We start from the raw sequence: 16,369 nt of genomic DNA, 5'->3' as shown, positions 1-16,369 counted from the left end.
AAGCCCGCTCCCACAAAAGCCAGCTCCCACATTAAATCCAGTGGTGTATTCGGGTTATTCGTCGGTGCCGAGGACGCGCGAGCGGGTCACCTGCGCCGGCGCAAAGTGGCAGGTAAACGTGCTGCCATGGCCCAGTACACTGCTGATTTCCAGGCGCGCACGGTGGCGCAGTAGCACATGCTTGACGATTGCCAGGCCAAGCCCGGTGCCGCCGGTGTTGGAGTTGCGGCTGGAGTCGACGCGGTAGAAACGCTCGGTCAGGCGCGGCAGGTGCTTGGCGTCGATGCCGATGCCGGAATCCTGCACGCTCAAGTGGGCGCCTTGTTCATCGGCCCACCAGCGGATGCGGATGGTGCCCTTGTCCTGGGTGTACTTGACGGCGTTGAACACCAGGTTGGAAAACGCGCTGCGCAACTCACCTTCGCTGCCTTTGAGCAACACCGACGGGTCGGCTTCCAGGGTGATCTGCTGGCCGCGTTGGCCGGAGAGGGCCTGGGCGTCGTGCTTGATGGTCTGCAACAGGGTTTGTACGGCCACCGGCTGGTTGTCCGACGGGTAGTCGGTCGCCTCCAGCTTGGCCAACAGCAACAGGTCATTGAGCAGGGTCTGCATACGTGAGCCTTGCTGCTGCATCTGTTGCAGCGCCCGGCTCCAGCGCGGGTTGATCTCGTCGACATTGTCCAGCAGCGTCTCCAGGTAGCCACAGATCACCGTCAACGGTGTGCGAAGCTCGTGGGAGACGTTGGCGACGAAGTCCTTGCGCATCTGTTCGAGCTGGTGGATGCGGGTCACGTCGCGGACCAGCATCAGGTGTTCGTTGTTGCCGTAGCGCGTCAGGTACAGCTGGATGCGCACGCGGTCATTGGTGGGCGAGGGGATTTCCAGGGCTTCTTCGTAGTTGTCCTGCTCGAAGTATTCCTTGAAGCGCGGATGGCGTACCAGGTTGGTCACCGGCTGGCCGCTGTCCTGGGGCGTCTTGAGGCCCAGCAGGGTTTCGGCGGCGCGGTTCCACCACTCCAGGTTGCCGTCGCTGTCGAGCATGATCACCGCGTCTTTCAGCGCTGCGGTGGACTCCTGCACCCGGTCGATCACCGCTTGCAGGCGCCCGCGCACCCGTTGGTCGCGGCGTTGCAGGTGGTAGATGCTGTCGAACACCTCGCCCCACAGGCCGTAGCCGTCGGGCGGTGCTTCGTCGGGTTTGTGCTGGCGCAGCCATTCATGCAAGCGCAGCAATTGCTTGAGCGTCCAGCCCAGGTACAGGCCGATGCCGATGGCCAGGCTCCAGCCGTAATAACCGCTGATCAGGCCGACCAGCAGGCAGCCGGTGACCAGCAGGAGCATGTGGCGGATCAGGGTGCCGTGCCAGTTTTGGTTCACTTAAACATGCGTCCTTGTCAGCTGTTTAGGAGGGTAAGGGGCTGGCTCAGCCTTTGGTGGAGAAGCGGTAGCCCGTGCCGCGCACGGTTTGTACCAGATTCTCGTAGGCATCGCCCAAGGCTTTGCGCAGGCGACGGATATGCACGTCCACGGTGCGCTCCTCCACGTACACGTTGCCGCCCCAGACCTGATCGAGCAGCTGGCCGCGGGTGTAGGCGCGTTCCTGGTGGGTCATGAAGAATTGCAGCAGGCGGTATTCGGTGGGGCCCATCTCGGCCGGCGTGCCATCGATGGTCACGCGGTGGCTGATGGGGTCGAGGATCAGGCCGCCGACTTCAATCGGCGCTTCGCCATCGGTAGGCCCGGCGCGACGCAGGACGGCTTTCAGGCGCGCTACCAGCTCGCGTGGGGAAAACGGCTTGGTGATGTAGTCATCGGCGCCGACTTCCAGGCCCTGGATCTTGTTGTCCTCTTCGCCCTTGGCGGTGAGCATGATGATCGGGATGTCCCCGGTCAGTTCGTCACGCTTGAGACGGCGGGCCAATTCGATGCCGGAGGTGCCGGGCAGCATCCAGTCGAGCAGGATCAGGTCGGGCTTGCGGTCGACGATAATGGCATGGGCCTGCTGGGAGTTTTCCGCCTCCAGGCAGTCGTAGCCGGCCATTTCCAACGCAACGGCGATCATCTCGCGGATGGGCGCTTCGTCGTCAACGATCAGAATGCTCCTGCCAACCATGCCTAAATCCTCTTGTCATTTAACTGTCTTGCGCCGCATTAGATAACGGAATTATTGCAGTCGTGTGACAGTAATTTAGTCGCTTGGGCAATCTGCGTCTCTGTGGGCTACGCTTTGAGTCCGAATCCTGACAACCACAAAAGGAAGGTTCCGATGACTTACAGTACTGTTTCCTGGAAGGCCCTGTTGGTAACGGCGGCGTTGGCGCTGCCGAGCCTGGCCTTCGCGATGGACCCGGCGATGACTAAAGACGGGATGCTGGTGGATCACAAAGGGATGACGCTCTACACCTTCGACAAGGATGCCGACGGCAAGTCAGTGTGCAAGGACCAGTGCGCGATGAACTGGCCGCCACTGATGGCTGAATCCACTGACAAGTCGATGGGCGACTGGACGGTGATCACCCGTGATGACCAGACCAGTCAGTGGGCTTACAAAGGCAAGCCGGTGTACACCTACAAGGATGACAAGAAGGCCGGGGACAAGACCGGTGATGGCAAGGGTGGGGCGTGGCATGTGATCAAGCCTTGAGCCAGCGGAGCCACTAAAAGCATCGCGGGCAAGCCCGCTCCCACACTTTGAGTGTATTCACCGATCAAAATGTGGGAGCGGGCTTGCCCGCGAAGGCGATCGTTCAGTCACTACAAAAAATGGCACTTAGCGAAACCCGTAATCCAACACAATCCCGACAAAAATCGCCAACCCCGCCCAGTGGTTGTGCAAAAACGCCTTGAAGCACTTCATCCGATCCCTGTCCCGCGTGTACCAGAACTCCCACGCAAAACAGCCCGCCGCGGCCAGCAGCCCCAGGTGGAACCAGCCCCCCAGCTCAAACCGCGCCCCGGCCAGCAACAGGCACGCCAGCGCCAGCCCTTGCAGGGTCAGGATAATCACGCGATCGGCATCGCCGAACAGGATGGCGGTGGATTTCACGCCGATCTTCAAGTCGTCATCGCGGTCGGTCATCGCGTAATACGTGTCGTAACCCACCGTCCACAGCAGGTTCGCGATGTAGAGCAGCCAGGCAGTGGCAGGCAGGCTGCCGGTCTCGGCGGTGAACGCCATCGGCATGCCCCAGGAAAACGCCGCGCCCAGCACCACCTGCGGGTAATAGGTATAGCGCTTCATGAACGGGTAGCTCGCCGCCAGGGCCAGGCCGCCCAGGGACAGCAGGATGGTGGTGGCGTTGGTCAGCAACACCAGCAGGAAACTGATGCCCATCAGCACCGCGAAAAACACCAGCGCCTCTTTCGAACTGATCTTGCCGCTCACCAGCGGGCGTTGCTCGGTGCGTTTCACATGGCCGTCGACCTTGCGGTCGGCCCAGTCATTGATCACGCAACCGCCGGCGCGGGTCAGCACCACGCCGAGTACGAAAATCACGATATTGATGAAGGACGGCGAACCCTTGCCGGCAATCCACAACGCCCACAGCGTCGGCCACAGCAGCAGGTAGATGCCGATGGGCTTGTCCATGCGGGTCAGTTGAATGAAATCCCAGGCCCTGGGGTTCAAGCGGTTCAGGGACTTGAGCAGGCGTTGATACATCAGCAGTTCTCCGGATGGGCGTGCAACGCGTGCCAGAAGTTCGGCAGGAAGACTTCCGCGACCAGAATGCTCAGCGCGCCGCGATCGAAGCGCGAGCGACGGCCCCACAGCCCGTCGGCCTGATCCGCGGTGGGCAGCCATTGGCGCGGGTAGTGGCACACCTCGATGGCTTGGCGGGTGAATGCCTGGTCGCAAAACAGCAATTCGCCCAGCGAGCGGCTGCCCAGTTGATCCATGTGCAAGCCATCGCCCTGCAATGCGCTGCGCGACGCCACGCTGCGGGCAAACACCCACGGCTGGCCGTGCCCGCGTAAATACACTTCGCGCACCCAACCGACGCTGGCAGGGGCCAGTTCCAGGGCGGCGCATTCGTCGTCACGCAGCGGCTGCCAGCCCTCGAACAGCGGTGTCACGCTGAAACCGTCGTTGGACAGCCACGTCAGCCGGCGCGTCAGCGAGTCTTCGTTGAACAGCCAGTTGACGGTCAGGGGCGCAGGCATTGGGGACAGAAGGCTCTGGGTCAGCCATTGGCAAGCATCGGGCAAGGCGATTGAGTGCGGCACGGTGAGTCAGTATTGGCAGCAAAAGAGGCGGCGAGCTTACCATGGCGTCCCGGGATTTTGCCGGGCCGGCCCTGCCGTTTGCGTCGATCATGCTTGCATCTGCACGCCCCGATCAGTACAAAACGCCCTGAGCCGTGCGGCAATGCTGGATCTATCGACCGTCGGCCAAGATGCCTGGACCCTGAGGAAACAAGTAATGAAGAAGTGGCAATGTGTAGTCTGCGGCCTGATCTACGACGAAAAAGACGGCTGGCCGGATGACGGCATCGCGCCGGGCACCCTGTGGCAAGACGTCCCGGAAGACTGGCTGTGCCCTGACTGCGGCGTGGGCAAGATGGATTTCGAAATGATCGAAATCGGTTAATTTTCAAGCAAAGAAACGTACTACAAGGAGAAAGGAATGAACGCACCTGTCGTGATCATCGGCACAGGGTTGGCCGGTTACAACCTGGCCCGGGAGTTTCGCAAGCTCGACAGCGAGACCCCATTGCTGCTGATCACCGCCGATGACGGGCGTTCCTACTCCAAGCCCATGCTCTCCACCGGCTTTGGCAAGAACAAGGAAGCCGATGGCCTGAGTATGGCCGAACCCGGCGCCATGGCCGAGCAACTCAAGGCTGAAGTGCGCACCCACACCCGCGTCAGCGGCATCGACCCGGGCCACAAGCGCCTGTGGATCGGCGAGGAAGCGGTGGCCTATCGCGACCTGATCCTGGCCTGGGGCGCCGAGACCGTGCGTGTGCCGGTGGAAGGCGATGCCGCCGAGCTGATATTCCCGATCAACGACCTTGAAGACTACGCACGCTTTCGTGCAGCCGCTGCCGGCAAGCGCAGGGTGTTGCTGCTTGGCGCAGGTCTGATTGGCTGTGAGTTTGCCAACGACCTGATCCTCGGCGGCTACGAAGTCGAACTGGTGGCCCCGTGCGAGCAAGTCATGCCGACCCTGCTGCACCCGGCTGCGGCCGCTGCGGTGCAGGCCGGGCTGGAAGGGCTTGGTGCGCGTTTCCACCTGGGCCCGGTGCTCAACCGCCTGCAGCGCGGTGCTGACGGGCTGGAAGCGCACCTGTCGGACGGTGAAGTGATCCACTGCGACCTGGTGGTCTCTGCCATCGGCCTGCGCCCACGGGTAGACCTGGCTGCTGCCGCCGGTTTGCAGACCAATCGTGGCGTCACGGTGGACCGCCACCTCAAGACCTCCCACGCCAATATCTATGCCCTGGGCGACTGCGCCGAGGTCGATGGCCTGAACCTGTTGTACGTGATGCCACTGATGAGCTGCGCCCGCGCCCTGGCCCAGACCCTGGTCGGCAATGCCACGGCGGTCAGCTACGGACCGATGCCGATCACCGTGAAAACCCCGATCTGCCCGCTGGTGGTCTCGCCGCCGCCACGGGGCAGCGAAGGCGTATGGAGTGTCGAAGGCCAGGGCGCCGACATCAAGGCGCTGTGCCGCGACGCCAGCGGTCGCCTGCTGGGTTACGCGCTGACCGGTGGCGCCGTGATGGAAAAACTGGCGCTCAACAAAGAACTCCCGCCATTGTTGGCGTAAATACCAGTCGTTCTGTCGGAATCAGCACGTTCCTATCCCCAGAAAGGTCGCCGCGAGACTGGCGCGGCGTCCTAGGGCATGCCATCCTCACTCCCGTCTGCCGCAGAGTAGAGCCTGCGGCGCTTTGGGCGCTGCTCCATTAGAGAGCAGCACGGACATAACAACAAAAAACCGTCAAAGAGGCTTCATTTATGCGTAAACCAGAACTCGCAGCCGCCATCGCTGAAAAAGCGGATCTCACCAAAGAACAGGCCAACCGCGTCCTCAACGCCGTTCTCGAAGAAATCACCGGCGCCCTGCACCGCAAGGACAGCGTCACCCTGGTTGGCTTCGGCACCTTCTTGCAACGCCACCGCGGCGCCCGCACCGGCAAGAACCCACAGACCGGCGAGCCAGTGAAGATCAAGGCGAGCAACACCGTTGCGTTCAAGCCGGGCAAGTCGCTCAAAGACAGCGTCAACCCGTAACAGCGGTAGCGCCTCGAAGGGAGGTGGGGTGGTAGAAAAGATGGGCACGCCGACTGGGTTGGGTGCCCATTTTTTGTGGGACCGGGTCAGGGTATCGCCCTCGGCTTGATTGTTGTGAAGCATTACTCGACTATTTGCGCCTTCCCGAGTCACTCATGTCCATGGAAAGCGATCACTGTGACCCTCTACAGAATTCAAGAAGCAGACCTCGAAATCCCTGATACCTGGCAGGACCAGAGTATCAATATCTTCAAGCTGCCAGCTGTTGGCAGCGCCAAGGAAGCCAGCTTTGTCATCAGTCGTGATGCCTCCCAAGGTGATGCGACCTTCGCGGATTACATCGACAAGCAAGTGCAAAGCGCCGAGCAGCAATTGCCGGAGTTCAAGTTGATCCAGCGCTGGGACACGGTGCTGCATGGACATGCCGCCACACTGGTGGATTACACCTGGAAGCGGGAAGGGCGCGAGCTGATGTTGCGCCAGATGTTTATTGAGCGAAAACCGGCCGTGCTGATTACCACACTGACGACCACGCCGGGTGACCTGGCGTCTCACGAGACGGCCTGGAAAATCGCCATGAGCAGCCTGAAGCCCCTTGTGTCTGGCGCCTGATTCGCACACGGCAGCGGTTTAACCCATACGGTAGATACACGCAATGGATGCGCAAGCAGCAGCCCGCTTGGGTGATGAAATAGCCCACGGATTCGGCGTCGCTGCAATGCTGGCGGGCGCAGTCGCAGGTGCATTGATCGGTGCCGCGGTGATCGCAGCGACAGTTGCCACGGGTGGACTGGCAGTGGCAATCATGGCCGGCTCAGTCGCGGCGGGTGGGCTGTCGATGTTCCAGGTGGTCAAGGGCTTGAGTACCATTTTCAACCTGCCCGAGCCCACGACAGGGGCACTGGTGGCGGGCAGTTTCAACGTCTATATCAACGGCCTCAATGCGATGCGCGCCGGTGAGGATATTGCCTCCTCCTGCACTGGGCTGCCGATGAATCACCCGGTTTGGCCCTTCCCGGTTTTGATCGCCGAAGGCAGTGCCACCGTGTTTATCAACGGCAAGCCGGCAGCACGCCTGCACAGCAAAATGGTGTGCGGTGCCCATATCAAGAGTGGCAGCCCCAATACCTTTATCGGTGGGCCAACCGTCTCGGTCGCCTTTGTGCTGGATATCGAGGGCTGGATGCATACCGGGTTTGAAGCCTTGGGCATCCTGGCCATGGGTGGCGCTGCGATCCTGGCGGCGATGGCCGGGCTGGCTGCCCTGGCCGGGTTCGTGGTAATCGGCGGCGCGGTGATGGGCGGTATGGCGTTGCTGGGCGACCTGGGGGATCGTTTGGGCCCAGGCTATCGGGACTTGCTGCAAGGGGTTGCCGGCATGGCGCTTCTGGGGCTTGGGCCGAAAATGGCAAAAATCGGCACGACCCCCAAGGTGCGGTTCAAGCCGGGTTATACCCAAGACGACATCATGGCGATTCCCCAGTACAGTCGACCGAATCCTGCCGACTATCTTGAGGGTTCTTATATCTCCAAGCACCTCAAGGTGTTTCAGGATGAAGGGGGGGCGTTCCTCTTCACGCCGGATGATATCGCCAACCCGATGTACACAACATTCAGTCCTTCCAAGTACGTCATGGCGAAGTCGGACCTGCACGGCGTTGTCGGCGAATTCAAAAAGACCGGCGACCTTGCGGTCCTGGAAAAGGCCCTGGGTTATGACCCTGGCACCTTTACCGGCAAAGAAATTTATATGATGGACCTGAACAATCCCAAGGTCGTCATGCCAACCGGTAATGAACGCGGAGCCAACTCACTCTGGCGCCCCGGTGGCGTGACCCATCCTGGCGGGATGCGTGAGGCGGTGCTGGACAATGTGGGCATTCCACACGGCAACGACATCAATTTCCTGCTCGCGAACCCCGATGTAGTGAGAATCCAATGAGTGCCAATTTAGATAATGTGCTGCTGCTTGCCCTGGCGAATAACGACCTGGATAAGTTCCTGGTGGGCGAACCGTTCTACTTTCAAGAAGCCAAGAGCGACAACGACGAGCCACAGAATGTGGTCGCAGCGTTCGATCTGTTGGTGGTGCGCTATTGGCAAGAGACCCGCGACCCGCAATTCCCAGGTTGTTTCGTCGCGGCCTTGCTTAAAATCCTCGCGACTTACCCTGATCGAAATCGGGCGATTTACGCCGCGGCAGTGTGGGTGTGGTACTACCGTTTTTGCCTGAGCAAAAAGCGCACGAACCCCGATGGTCTGTATGCCGACCTGTTCGAGGTCGACATGGGTGCCGTGGCAGTGGCCCTGCAGAAGCAGCTGGAACGCAACAAGGCTGCCCTTGTCGGCGATACCCGCTGGGCGGGCGCTGGCTGGAATAGCCAGAACGGCCTGTGGGGGCCGTTGATGCGTACTGCGCTGGTGGTTCGGGACAAACTGGGTGGGCCCGACTTCGTCCCCGCCAACATCTGATGTCGCGAATGACCATGGACGGTCAGGACGCTTGTCCCACGCCGACTGGGCTGTGCCTTTTTTGTGGGGTCTGACCTGACTCAGCCGTAGAAGTAGTCAAAAAAGCGTTGGTAATTTTCCTCGCCCAGTAACGGGCCGACTTCCTTGTTGAGTAGCTTAACGAATTTGCTGGAGAGCTCATCGTCGTCGTTGTAGATATCAAAAATGTCGAATTTTCCATGGACGATCTCGACAGTCTTGGCGAAGGCCAGCAGAAAATCCGCAAGAGAGTCGGCAATCTTGAAAGGCGCTATGGCATCGTAGCTCGCCAATACGGGTGTGCCAGGAATATCGGTAACTGCGATAACCGGCTTGCCACCACCGATGTCATCCATGAAAACCAGATGTTGTGCCGGCCAATTTCCATTCAACTCAGTCTTGTTGGATTCGCCTGCCCACTTGTAACCGACCTGACCATCTTCCAATGCGTCCAAGCTGAAAAAGCGGATGGGGGTCAAACCTGTTTCGATTTCTACATCGACAGGCTCGCAAAAGTCGTAAAAGTAGTCCGTCTCAGAGGAGCGAGGCAGGGTTTGTGGCCATTTGGCGTTTGCCTGGCCGTTTTTTTCGAAGCTCCCTTCGATGTCAAATTTCTTGTGGATGCGGCGCAATTCTTTAAAGGCGTTATCGAGGGCGCTCATGTTCTTCTCCAATGGAAACCTATTTACCGCAGCCGGGTTTTGTAGCGGGTGTTCTGGCTCGGTCGATCAATCGGCCTTTGCCTGCGTTGGCGTAATTCTTCCTGTGCCCTTGCGGGCTGTTCAAGTGTTCGTCAATGCCACTTGGATGGTTCGCGTTTTGCAAGAACACAATGTTCCTTGGGTCACCTTTCCAGGCTTTGCCCAATGCACCGTTACCTTCGACGCTGTTGATGTGGTGGCCGGTGTAGCCTGCTTTGGACATCAAAGAATTCAAGCGTGCGTTGCTCTTGGTATTTTTGATCAACTCACGCTCATGGTCCGCCCAGTCTCTTGAGCCGCCACCGCGGGTCACAAGCTCCCGCTCTTCTCCCCAAGCCCGATTGATGGCTGTGCCACGACCACCAGCCTTGGGTGTCACGGAATCTTTGGGCTTGTACCGTACCAAATCCTTCGGGTTCAGGCCGTAGGGGTCGATCCACGTCAGCGGATTCGTTGAATACAGATAAAGATTCAGCCCCCCGGCGAGGCCAATGGGGTCAGGCGTAGTGAAGCGGCCGATATCCGGATCGTAGAAGCGGAAAATGTTGTGATGCAGGCCAGTTTCCCGATCCAGATACTGCCCCTGGAACCGCAGGTTCTGCTCTTCAATGTAGTAAGGCTCACGCGTTTCTCGAACGGTGTTTCCCCAGACCTGATAGCTGGCTTGCCAGACTGTCTGGCCTTCTGCTTCCGAAAGCAACTCGGGCAGCCCGTTCATGTCATTGTGGTAATAGCGCACTTTTTGCTGGGCGCCTGTCCCGTCAACCCTGGCCAGGGGTTCGTGACCTTCGTCACCGTAGATATAAAGACTGGTCTGCGCATGTTTGTGCTCTTGCACCAACCGCAGCCCATCCCATGTGAAGCGAGTTTCACTCAGTAAATGGCCATTTGCGTCGTGGGTTGTTTTGGATGTTCGTCGGCCAAGAGGGTCGTAGGACATGCGGACGACTGATCGCTGCGTGCCCTGTTCATTTCGTACCTCAATCAAGCGATGTTCAGCGTCATAGGCGAATCGCTGGACGCCGCGTTGGGCACTTCGCTTCTCGACCATGCGGCCGAAACCGTCGTAGCGATAGCGTTTGTCTTGGTATGTCAGGAGCTTGTTGTGTACAACCAGTCCGGCGCCAGCCTGTGGGCCATCGAGCAGGTTGGCAGCGGCGTCATAGGAATAGGTTTCGTGTCGTGCTGCAAAATTGTCCTGGCTGGCGATTATTCGGTCGGTTGCATCGTAATGCAGCAACTGGCTGTGCTGACCGCCGGGCCGTTGCTCAAGCTTGCCCACCAAGTTATCGGCGGGGTCATACTCGAACTGTTTTAGTACTGCGCCAGGGAGTACCGATGCCCGGCTGATATGGCCGCGTTCGCGCGAGCGCAATCGGCCGCAGCGATCATAACGCTGGCGTGTACTCAGGTGTCCCTGAGTACGCAGGACTTCGCGGTGTAAGCGGTCGCGCTCAAAGTCGCTGATAACCCGTCCATCGAGGTTTATCTGATGGAGGTGACCGCTGCCGTAGTACAACCGATTGAGCCAGCGCCCGTCGGGTAAGCGAGTCTGGTTGAGGTTTCCCAACTCGTCGTAGCAATGTTGTAAAACACCTGCCCTGGTTTTTTCTTCGACGGTCTGCCCAAGGGCGTCATAAGTGAAGCTGACGGTGTGTTGTTGGCCTGTCTTATGGGTAAACGTGACAGCTTTGAGCTGGTCCAGTAAGTCGTAACTGTATTCCGTACGCCCGTCATCGGTGACTTTGACCACCATTCGTCCCGCCGCGTCGCGCTCAAAGTCATGCACGATGGATGGTTCGGGCACCGCCGTTACTACTGCCAGGCCACTGCCGACTGGTGCTGCAACCGCCTCCATGCGTGAAATGTTGTTCAGTGCGTCGTAGTCATAGCGGCGGAGACTGCCATCCAGATCCTGTTGCTCGGAGACACGATCATTGGCGTCCCATTCGAAACGGTATTGTTCACCGTTTTCGTTGGTCAATGTACGCAGGCGGCCATAGCTGTCATAGGCAAAGCTGACCTGTCGGCCGTGCGCATCGACGCGCTCGCGGACCTGCCCCTTACGGTTGCGCTGATAGTGTGTGGAGTGGCCGGCAAAGTCGGTATGTGCAACCAGTTGGCCGCTGCCGTCGCGTTGGAAATATTCAGTACGCCCATCTGGAAGTTGAGTACTCAGCACTCGGCCTTGGGCGTCGTGTACAAACGACGTGCGCTCACCCAGTGCATCAATGATGACCTGTAAATAACCTCTCTCGTCGTAGCTGAAGCGCGTCGGGTAACCGGAGCAGTCAATGTGTTCAATGAGCTGGCCGAACGGATTCCAGCGTAGCCGTTTGCTTTTGCCGGTGGCGTCGATGATCTCTACCGGTTGGCCGTGACTATCGTAGCGATACCTCGTGACATGCCCTAGCGGGTCGGTCTCGACGGTACAGTTACCCCGTGCGTCGTAACGTGAGCGCCAGGTGTTGCCCTCGCAGTCAGTCACCGATACCGGCAAGGCCCAATGCTCCAGCCACAACGTCGAATCGCTGCGCCCCAACGGGTCACTCTCGCCGATCAGGTTTCCGGCCTCGTCATAGCTGTACTCATAACGCCCACCCTGCGGATCGGTGGCGCTGAGCAATTGGCGTTCGTCGTTCCACTCGAACAGCCAGGTCTGGCCGAGGTTGTCACTGTACTGGATGATCTGGTGCTGCGTGTTCCACAGGCGGGTGCTGACGCGCTGCAAGCCATCGGTGATACGCGTGAGGCCGGCCTGCAAGTCATAGTCGAACTGGTAAGCGTCGCCTTCATCGGTCCAATGCCGGACCACGCGCCATTCCAGGTTTTCCACCAACGCCCATTCGTAAAAACACCGTAACCCGGTCGGCAGTTGATGCTCGAGCATCCGGCGGCCGTTGTCGTAGGCGAAGCGGCGTTGCACCTGGCCGGTCGCGTCGCTTACTTGCGCCAGGCTCCCGGCCATGTCATAGCCGTAGCTGACCAGCACTTCACGACGCTGATCGGGATACAAGCGCTCGATGCGCGCCAATTGGCCCTGCTCGCGAACCAGCTCAACCTGCACCAGATCGAACGTATCGCGCAGTCGTACTAGATGTCCGGCTTCGTCGTAGTCGATATGAATACGGTTGTCATTGCGGTCGCCGAGCTGGCTCAGGCGCAGCCGCGACGGGTTGGCCGTAGGCTCGAACAAGCGGTACAAACCATCGTCGCTTTCAATCAGCAACTGCCCATTGAGGTGGCGGCGCACCGCGAGTCCTTCACCGGCGCTGAATACCGCGCCGCCCAAAGGAATCGAGCCCATGTCGATCGGCCGACCCTGCTCGTCGGTGTAGATCAGCGTTTCACTCCCCTCAGGATGGGGGCGAATGTCGACGCACACTTCATAAGCCACGCTCCAGCCAGCACCCAACAAGCTGCCCGAGCGTTCATCGCGGCTGTTGTAGACCCGTTGCCAGGCAATCGGCAGGATGCCGGGCAGCACAAAATCCAGCTCCTCGACATCGCCCAACACTTTCGCGCCGGTCGCCGCATGCACCGGGTTCGACGAGCCCATCGCCGCATTCGCCATCGCCCCCATCGCGCTGCTGACGGCCATCGACGTCGCGCCGCTGATCAGCATGCACGGCAGCTTGCTGAAGAACTTGCCCTTGCCACCTTTGAGCATCAACAACGCCGTCACCGCCAGCCCGACGCCCGGCGTCTTGCCGCTGCGAATCTCGCGCACCACCACCGAACCGCCGCCGATGGTCACATTGGAGGAAATCAGCCCCGAACCCACCACCGTCGCATCGCACGTACTGCGATCACCGCTGCGCACCGCCGGCTGGCCGTTGACCGTGACCTTGTCCGAGCCCTCGGCCAGGAACTGCGGCGGCATGGGCGGGTGCTTCATGCACACCACCAGGTCCAGCGGCTTGGGCACCGCGCCTGGCGCCGGCGTAGCGACCGTCGGGCGCCACATCTGTGAGAAGAAACTCTCGGCCATGTCCAGGTAACCGGGCTCTGGTGCGGGTTCTTCCAGCTCGGTGCCGGCCGGCGCGACGTGGGAGCTGATCGCCCCGGCAGCGCGGGCGGCGGGGATGTTATTGGTCAGGGTGTTGGTGGAACCGGTGAGAATGTTTGCCTGCACCGTGGGCGGAAACAGGGCGTTGCTAAAGCTCTCGCATAAATTCGACAGGCCTTTGTCCGCCCCCGTCTTGCTCATGGCCAACCCGACAATCGTGCCCACCACCGCGCCCAGCAGGAAGCAGCCGAGCCCGCCAGTGGCCACGGTGATGCCGGTGGCGGCCACCACCGCTGCGGTCGCCACGGCGGTGATCGCAATATTGGCCGCCACCTCCAGCACACCGCCGAGGATGTCGGCCATCATCGACGTGTGGGCAAGCGCGTCGCCCATGCGGGCCGCCCATAGCGCGTCAGCCATGCAGGCGGCTCATCAAGGGGCGTCGAACGACAGCGAGTGCTTGATCAAGGCCCAATGCGCGGCCTCGGCATCGCCGAGCTTTTCGGCTTTCACATAGCTCAACGCGAGCATCTTGCGCGTGCCCGGCAACACCAGCGCCAATTGGTACTGGAACACCTTGTCATTGCCCTTGTTGAACTGGCTGCGCAACTCGATGCCTTCGATCTCTTGAGCCGCGCCCAAACGCACGACTGTGCTCGGCTGGCAGCGCAAATCCTGCACCTGTTGTTCCAGGCGCTTGAGCTGGTCGGCGAAGTTGCTGTGCAGGGTTTCGTCCTCGGCCAAGAGGCTGCGACTGATGATCAGGGAAGTGCCCAGTTCAGGGAACTTGAGGATATTGATCGTCGCGTCCTGCAACTCGGCGGCCGGCAGTTGGAACTGGAATTCGTTGATTCGGTACGTCATCGCAAACAGGCCTCGTCAGGAGCTTTTGGGCGTTGGGAACGCGGCTTTGATATTGGCGTCGATGCTGGCTTTCACGCCCTGGCCATCGGGTGTTGCGCCGGGGCCGCCGCCGTTGTTCAGATGCAGCACACCGCCGGTGTTGAACTCGGCATCACCGCTGGCGTAGAAGCTGATCTGCACGCCCGTGAGGTTGATCTGCCCGCTGGCGTTCAACTCCAGGATGCTTTCACCGCACACCAGGCGCAGGTTTTCGCCCACTTCAATGACGTAGCTCTGGCTGATGCTGTCGGTCTTGCGCTGGCCCACCGAGAGGATGTCTTCCTGTTTGACGATGCGCAGGCGGTTGTTGCCGATGCTCACCGTCTCGTTGTGGCCGATGCTCTTGTTGCGGTCATGCCCCACCGAATGGCTCTCATCCACCTCCACCACGATGTCCTGGTTGCGCTCGGCATGGATGTACAACTGCTCCAGCCCCTTCTTGTCCTCCATGCGGATTTCATTGAAGTTGGCCGGCGTGCCGCCCTTGCTGGAGCGGCTTTTCATGCCGCTTTGCGTGGCGTTCTGCGGCAAGTCGTAAGGCACCGTCTGCTCAGCGTTGTACACCCGCCCGGTGATGATCGGCCGGTCGGGATCGCCTTCCAGAAAACTCACAATTACTTCCTGGCCGATCCGCGGGATCTGCATCGAACCCCAGTTCTTGCCGGCCCAGGATTGCGACACGCGAATCCAGCACGAGCTGTTCTCGTTGGATTGGTCGTGACGGTCCCAGTAGAAGTGCACCTTCACCCGGCCGTACTGGTCGGTCCAGATTTCTTCGCCCTTGGGCCCGACCACCAACGCGGTCTGCGGGCCTTTGACGATGGGCCGGTAGGTGCTCGCCAGTGGGCGGAAGCTTTGCTGGGCATCGATGCAGGTCAGGCTGCTGCTGAACTGCGCCTCGCCCGAGCCGCCGCCACTTTCCAGGCTCTCCTGGGTGATGTGGTAGCGGACGCCGACGATCAGGTATTCGCGGTTCTGGTCCTGGCGGCTGAAGCCGGTGAGGCTGAACAAATGCCCGGAGCCCAGGCCCCGCGCATTGCCGCTGAACTCGATCTGCTCGTGCAGGGTTTGCAGGGCTTCGATGCGGTTGCGCGCATAGTGTTCACCGTCCTGGCTTTGCACATAGGTGCCGGGGTAGTCGTACAGCGGGTAATCACCGGCAGTGTGCGGACGCGGCATCGCCGAGCGCACCTCGATGCTCGCGCTGGGGCGCTGGAAGTCGTAGTCGTTGAGCTCCAGCGAACCGGGCTGCACCTCCTGCGCCAGGTGCCAGTTGTACATATGATCGCGTTCGCGCTGCTGCTCGTCCTTGGGGTAGTACGGAATCGACGCGTAGCCCGGCACCGTGGTGTGCGCGCCATAGGCGTCGGCCAGCACGAGCACGTGGCGGTCCTGCTCGTGGCGGAAGAAGTAGTAGATGCCTTCCTGTTCCATCAGGCGGCTGACGAAATCGAAGCTGGTCTCGCGGTACTGCACGCAGTATTCCCACTCGCGATACGGCCGGCTCAGGGCGTCTTCGAAATCCGAAAAACCCAGGTCGCGAAACACCTGCTTGATGATCTGCGGGATGCTCAGGTTCTGGAAAATCCGGCAGTCCGAGGTGCGGGTCAGCAGCCAGAACCATGGGCGCAACACCACTTGGTAACTGGCGAACTGGCCCTGGTCGATGTCCTGGCTGCACCGCGCAACGATGCCGTGGAAATGCCGCTCACCGCCGTCCGCCAATTGCACGCCCACGCTCATGGGCTTGCCGAGCAACTGGTTGAGGTCGATGTTGGCGTCCAGGGACGTCAGTTGCAGCTCATAGTTGAACAGCCGGCCCAACTCCTCACCGCCGCCCATTCCGTTGAGTAGCAGCACATCCGGCCCGAGGGGGCTGGTGATTTTGGCCAGGCGTGAGGCTTGGTTAAAAAGCATCGGTTAACCCGTAAATGTCGTTATGTCTGACGAAACCGCATCAAAATGTGGGAGCGGGCTTGCTCGCGAAAGCGGTGAATCAGTCGCCGGTTGTGTCAACTGACACACC

The 16,369-nt window shown here is 60.3% G+C and carries 15 protein-coding genes; 7 read left to right on the top strand and 8 right to left on the bottom strand.

Annotated elements, in window-relative coordinates; genetic code table 11:
* Nucleotides 1–54 precede the first annotated feature (54 nt).
* Together phoR and phoB are read right to left on the bottom strand one after the other, a co-directional pair.
* The gene (gene phoR, locus LIY36_RS02485) at nucleotides 55–1,341 is read right to left on the bottom strand and encodes a phosphate regulon sensor histidine kinase PhoR (protein WP_230412680.1); all 1,287 of its coding nucleotides are present in this window, start codon (nucleotides 1,339–1,341) and stop codon (nucleotides 55–57) included.
* Nucleotides 1,342–1,423: 82 nt separating this feature from the next.
* Complete coding sequence (phoB, locus tag LIY36_RS02480) at nucleotides 1,424–2,113, bottom strand: phosphate regulon transcriptional regulator PhoB (RefSeq protein ID WP_003231714.1); 690 nt, start codon at nucleotides 2,111–2,113, stop codon at nucleotides 1,424–1,426.
* A 153-nt stretch (nucleotides 2,114–2,266) separates the two neighbouring features.
* On the opposite strand from phoB, the gene LIY36_RS02475 reads away from it, so the two are divergent.
* The gene (locus LIY36_RS02475; RefSeq protein ID WP_192298046.1) at nucleotides 2,267–2,644 is read left to right on the top strand and encodes a COG4315 family predicted lipoprotein; all 378 of its coding nucleotides are present in this window, start codon (nucleotides 2,267–2,269) and stop codon (nucleotides 2,642–2,644) included.
* 126 nt (nucleotides 2,645–2,770) lie between these two features.
* Here LIY36_RS02475 and ubiA read toward each other — a convergent pair whose 3' ends face one another.
* Together ubiA and LIY36_RS02465 are read right to left on the bottom strand one after the other, a co-directional pair.
* Nucleotides 2,771–3,661, bottom strand: a complete 891-nt coding sequence (ubiA, locus tag LIY36_RS02470) for a 4-hydroxybenzoate octaprenyltransferase (protein ID WP_192298045.1) — start codon at nucleotides 3,659–3,661, stop codon at nucleotides 2,771–2,773.
* On the bottom strand, nucleotides 3,661–4,224 hold the full coding sequence (locus tag LIY36_RS02465; protein ID WP_226454701.1) for a chorismate--pyruvate lyase family protein: 564 nt from the start codon (nucleotides 4,222–4,224) through the stop codon (nucleotides 3,661–3,663). The genes ubiA and LIY36_RS02465 overlap by 1 nt, the downstream gene beginning before the upstream one ends.
* A gap of 196 nt (nucleotides 4,225–4,420) precedes the next feature.
* On the opposite strand from LIY36_RS02465, the gene LIY36_RS02460 reads away from it, so the two are divergent.
* The 6 genes from LIY36_RS02460 to LIY36_RS02435 all read left to right on the top strand — a co-directional run bounded on the left by LIY36_RS02460 (nucleotide 4,421) and on the right by LIY36_RS02435 (nucleotide 8,712).
* Nucleotides 4,421–4,588, top strand: a complete 168-nt coding sequence (locus LIY36_RS02460; protein ID WP_003213373.1) for a rubredoxin — start codon at nucleotides 4,421–4,423, stop codon at nucleotides 4,586–4,588.
* A 36-nt stretch (nucleotides 4,589–4,624) separates the two neighbouring features.
* The gene (locus LIY36_RS02455; protein ID WP_192298043.1) at nucleotides 4,625–5,773 is read left to right on the top strand and encodes an NAD(P)/FAD-dependent oxidoreductase; all 1,149 of its coding nucleotides are present in this window, start codon (nucleotides 4,625–4,627) and stop codon (nucleotides 5,771–5,773) included.
* 191 nt (nucleotides 5,774–5,964) lie between these two features.
* A complete protein-coding gene (locus LIY36_RS02450) occupies nucleotides 5,965–6,240 on the top strand; it encodes an HU family DNA-binding protein (protein WP_003213368.1) in 276 nt (91 codons plus the stop codon).
* A gap of 177 nt (nucleotides 6,241–6,417) precedes the next feature.
* Complete coding sequence (locus tag LIY36_RS02445; RefSeq protein WP_192298042.1) at nucleotides 6,418–6,852, top strand: DUF1795 domain-containing protein; 435 nt, start codon at nucleotides 6,418–6,420, stop codon at nucleotides 6,850–6,852.
* 43 nt (nucleotides 6,853–6,895) lie between these two features.
* Nucleotides 6,896–8,182, top strand: a complete 1,287-nt coding sequence (locus LIY36_RS02440) for a PAAR domain-containing protein (protein ID WP_192298041.1) — start codon at nucleotides 6,896–6,898, stop codon at nucleotides 8,180–8,182.
* Complete coding sequence (locus LIY36_RS02435) at nucleotides 8,179–8,712, top strand: hypothetical protein (protein ID WP_226454700.1); 534 nt, start codon at nucleotides 8,179–8,181, stop codon at nucleotides 8,710–8,712. Before LIY36_RS02440 ends, LIY36_RS02435 begins: the two co-directional genes overlap by 4 nt.
* 80 nt (nucleotides 8,713–8,792) lie before the next feature.
* On the opposite strand, the gene LIY36_RS02430 is transcribed toward LIY36_RS02435, so the two are convergent.
* The 4 genes from LIY36_RS02430 to LIY36_RS02415 are packed head-to-tail and all read right to left on the bottom strand — an operon-like array spanning nucleotide 8,793 to nucleotide 16,260.
* Nucleotides 8,793–9,392 (bottom strand): hypothetical protein, encoded by a 600-nt coding sequence (locus LIY36_RS02430; RefSeq protein WP_226454699.1) that lies wholly within the window; start codon nucleotides 9,390–9,392, stop codon nucleotides 8,793–8,795.
* Between the two features lie 19 nt (nucleotides 9,393–9,411).
* Nucleotides 9,412–13,860 carry an RHS repeat-associated core domain-containing protein gene (locus LIY36_RS02425; protein ID WP_226454698.1) on the bottom strand — a complete coding sequence of 1,483 codons (4,449 nt, stop codon included), beginning with the start codon at nucleotides 13,858–13,860 and terminating at the stop codon, nucleotides 9,412–9,414.
* A 12-nt stretch (nucleotides 13,861–13,872) separates the two neighbouring features.
* Nucleotides 13,873–14,304, bottom strand: a complete 432-nt coding sequence (locus tag LIY36_RS02420) for a DcrB-related protein (RefSeq protein WP_226454697.1) — start codon at nucleotides 14,302–14,304, stop codon at nucleotides 13,873–13,875.
* A gap of 15 nt (nucleotides 14,305–14,319) precedes the next feature.
* Complete coding sequence (locus LIY36_RS02415; RefSeq protein ID WP_226454696.1) at nucleotides 14,320–16,260, bottom strand: type VI secretion system Vgr family protein; 1,941 nt, start codon at nucleotides 16,258–16,260, stop codon at nucleotides 14,320–14,322.
* Nucleotides 16,261–16,369 lie beyond the last annotated feature (109 nt).

Origin of the sequence: Pseudomonas sp. AF03-9 (genome assembly GCF_020515815.1) — a bacterium.
In the GTDB taxonomy this organism is placed as follows: Bacteria; Pseudomonadota; Gammaproteobacteria; order Pseudomonadales; family Pseudomonadaceae; genus Aquipseudomonas.
The sequence above is the reverse complement of the archived record's forward strand: the minus strand, read 5'-3'. Positions and strand labels throughout refer to the sequence as shown.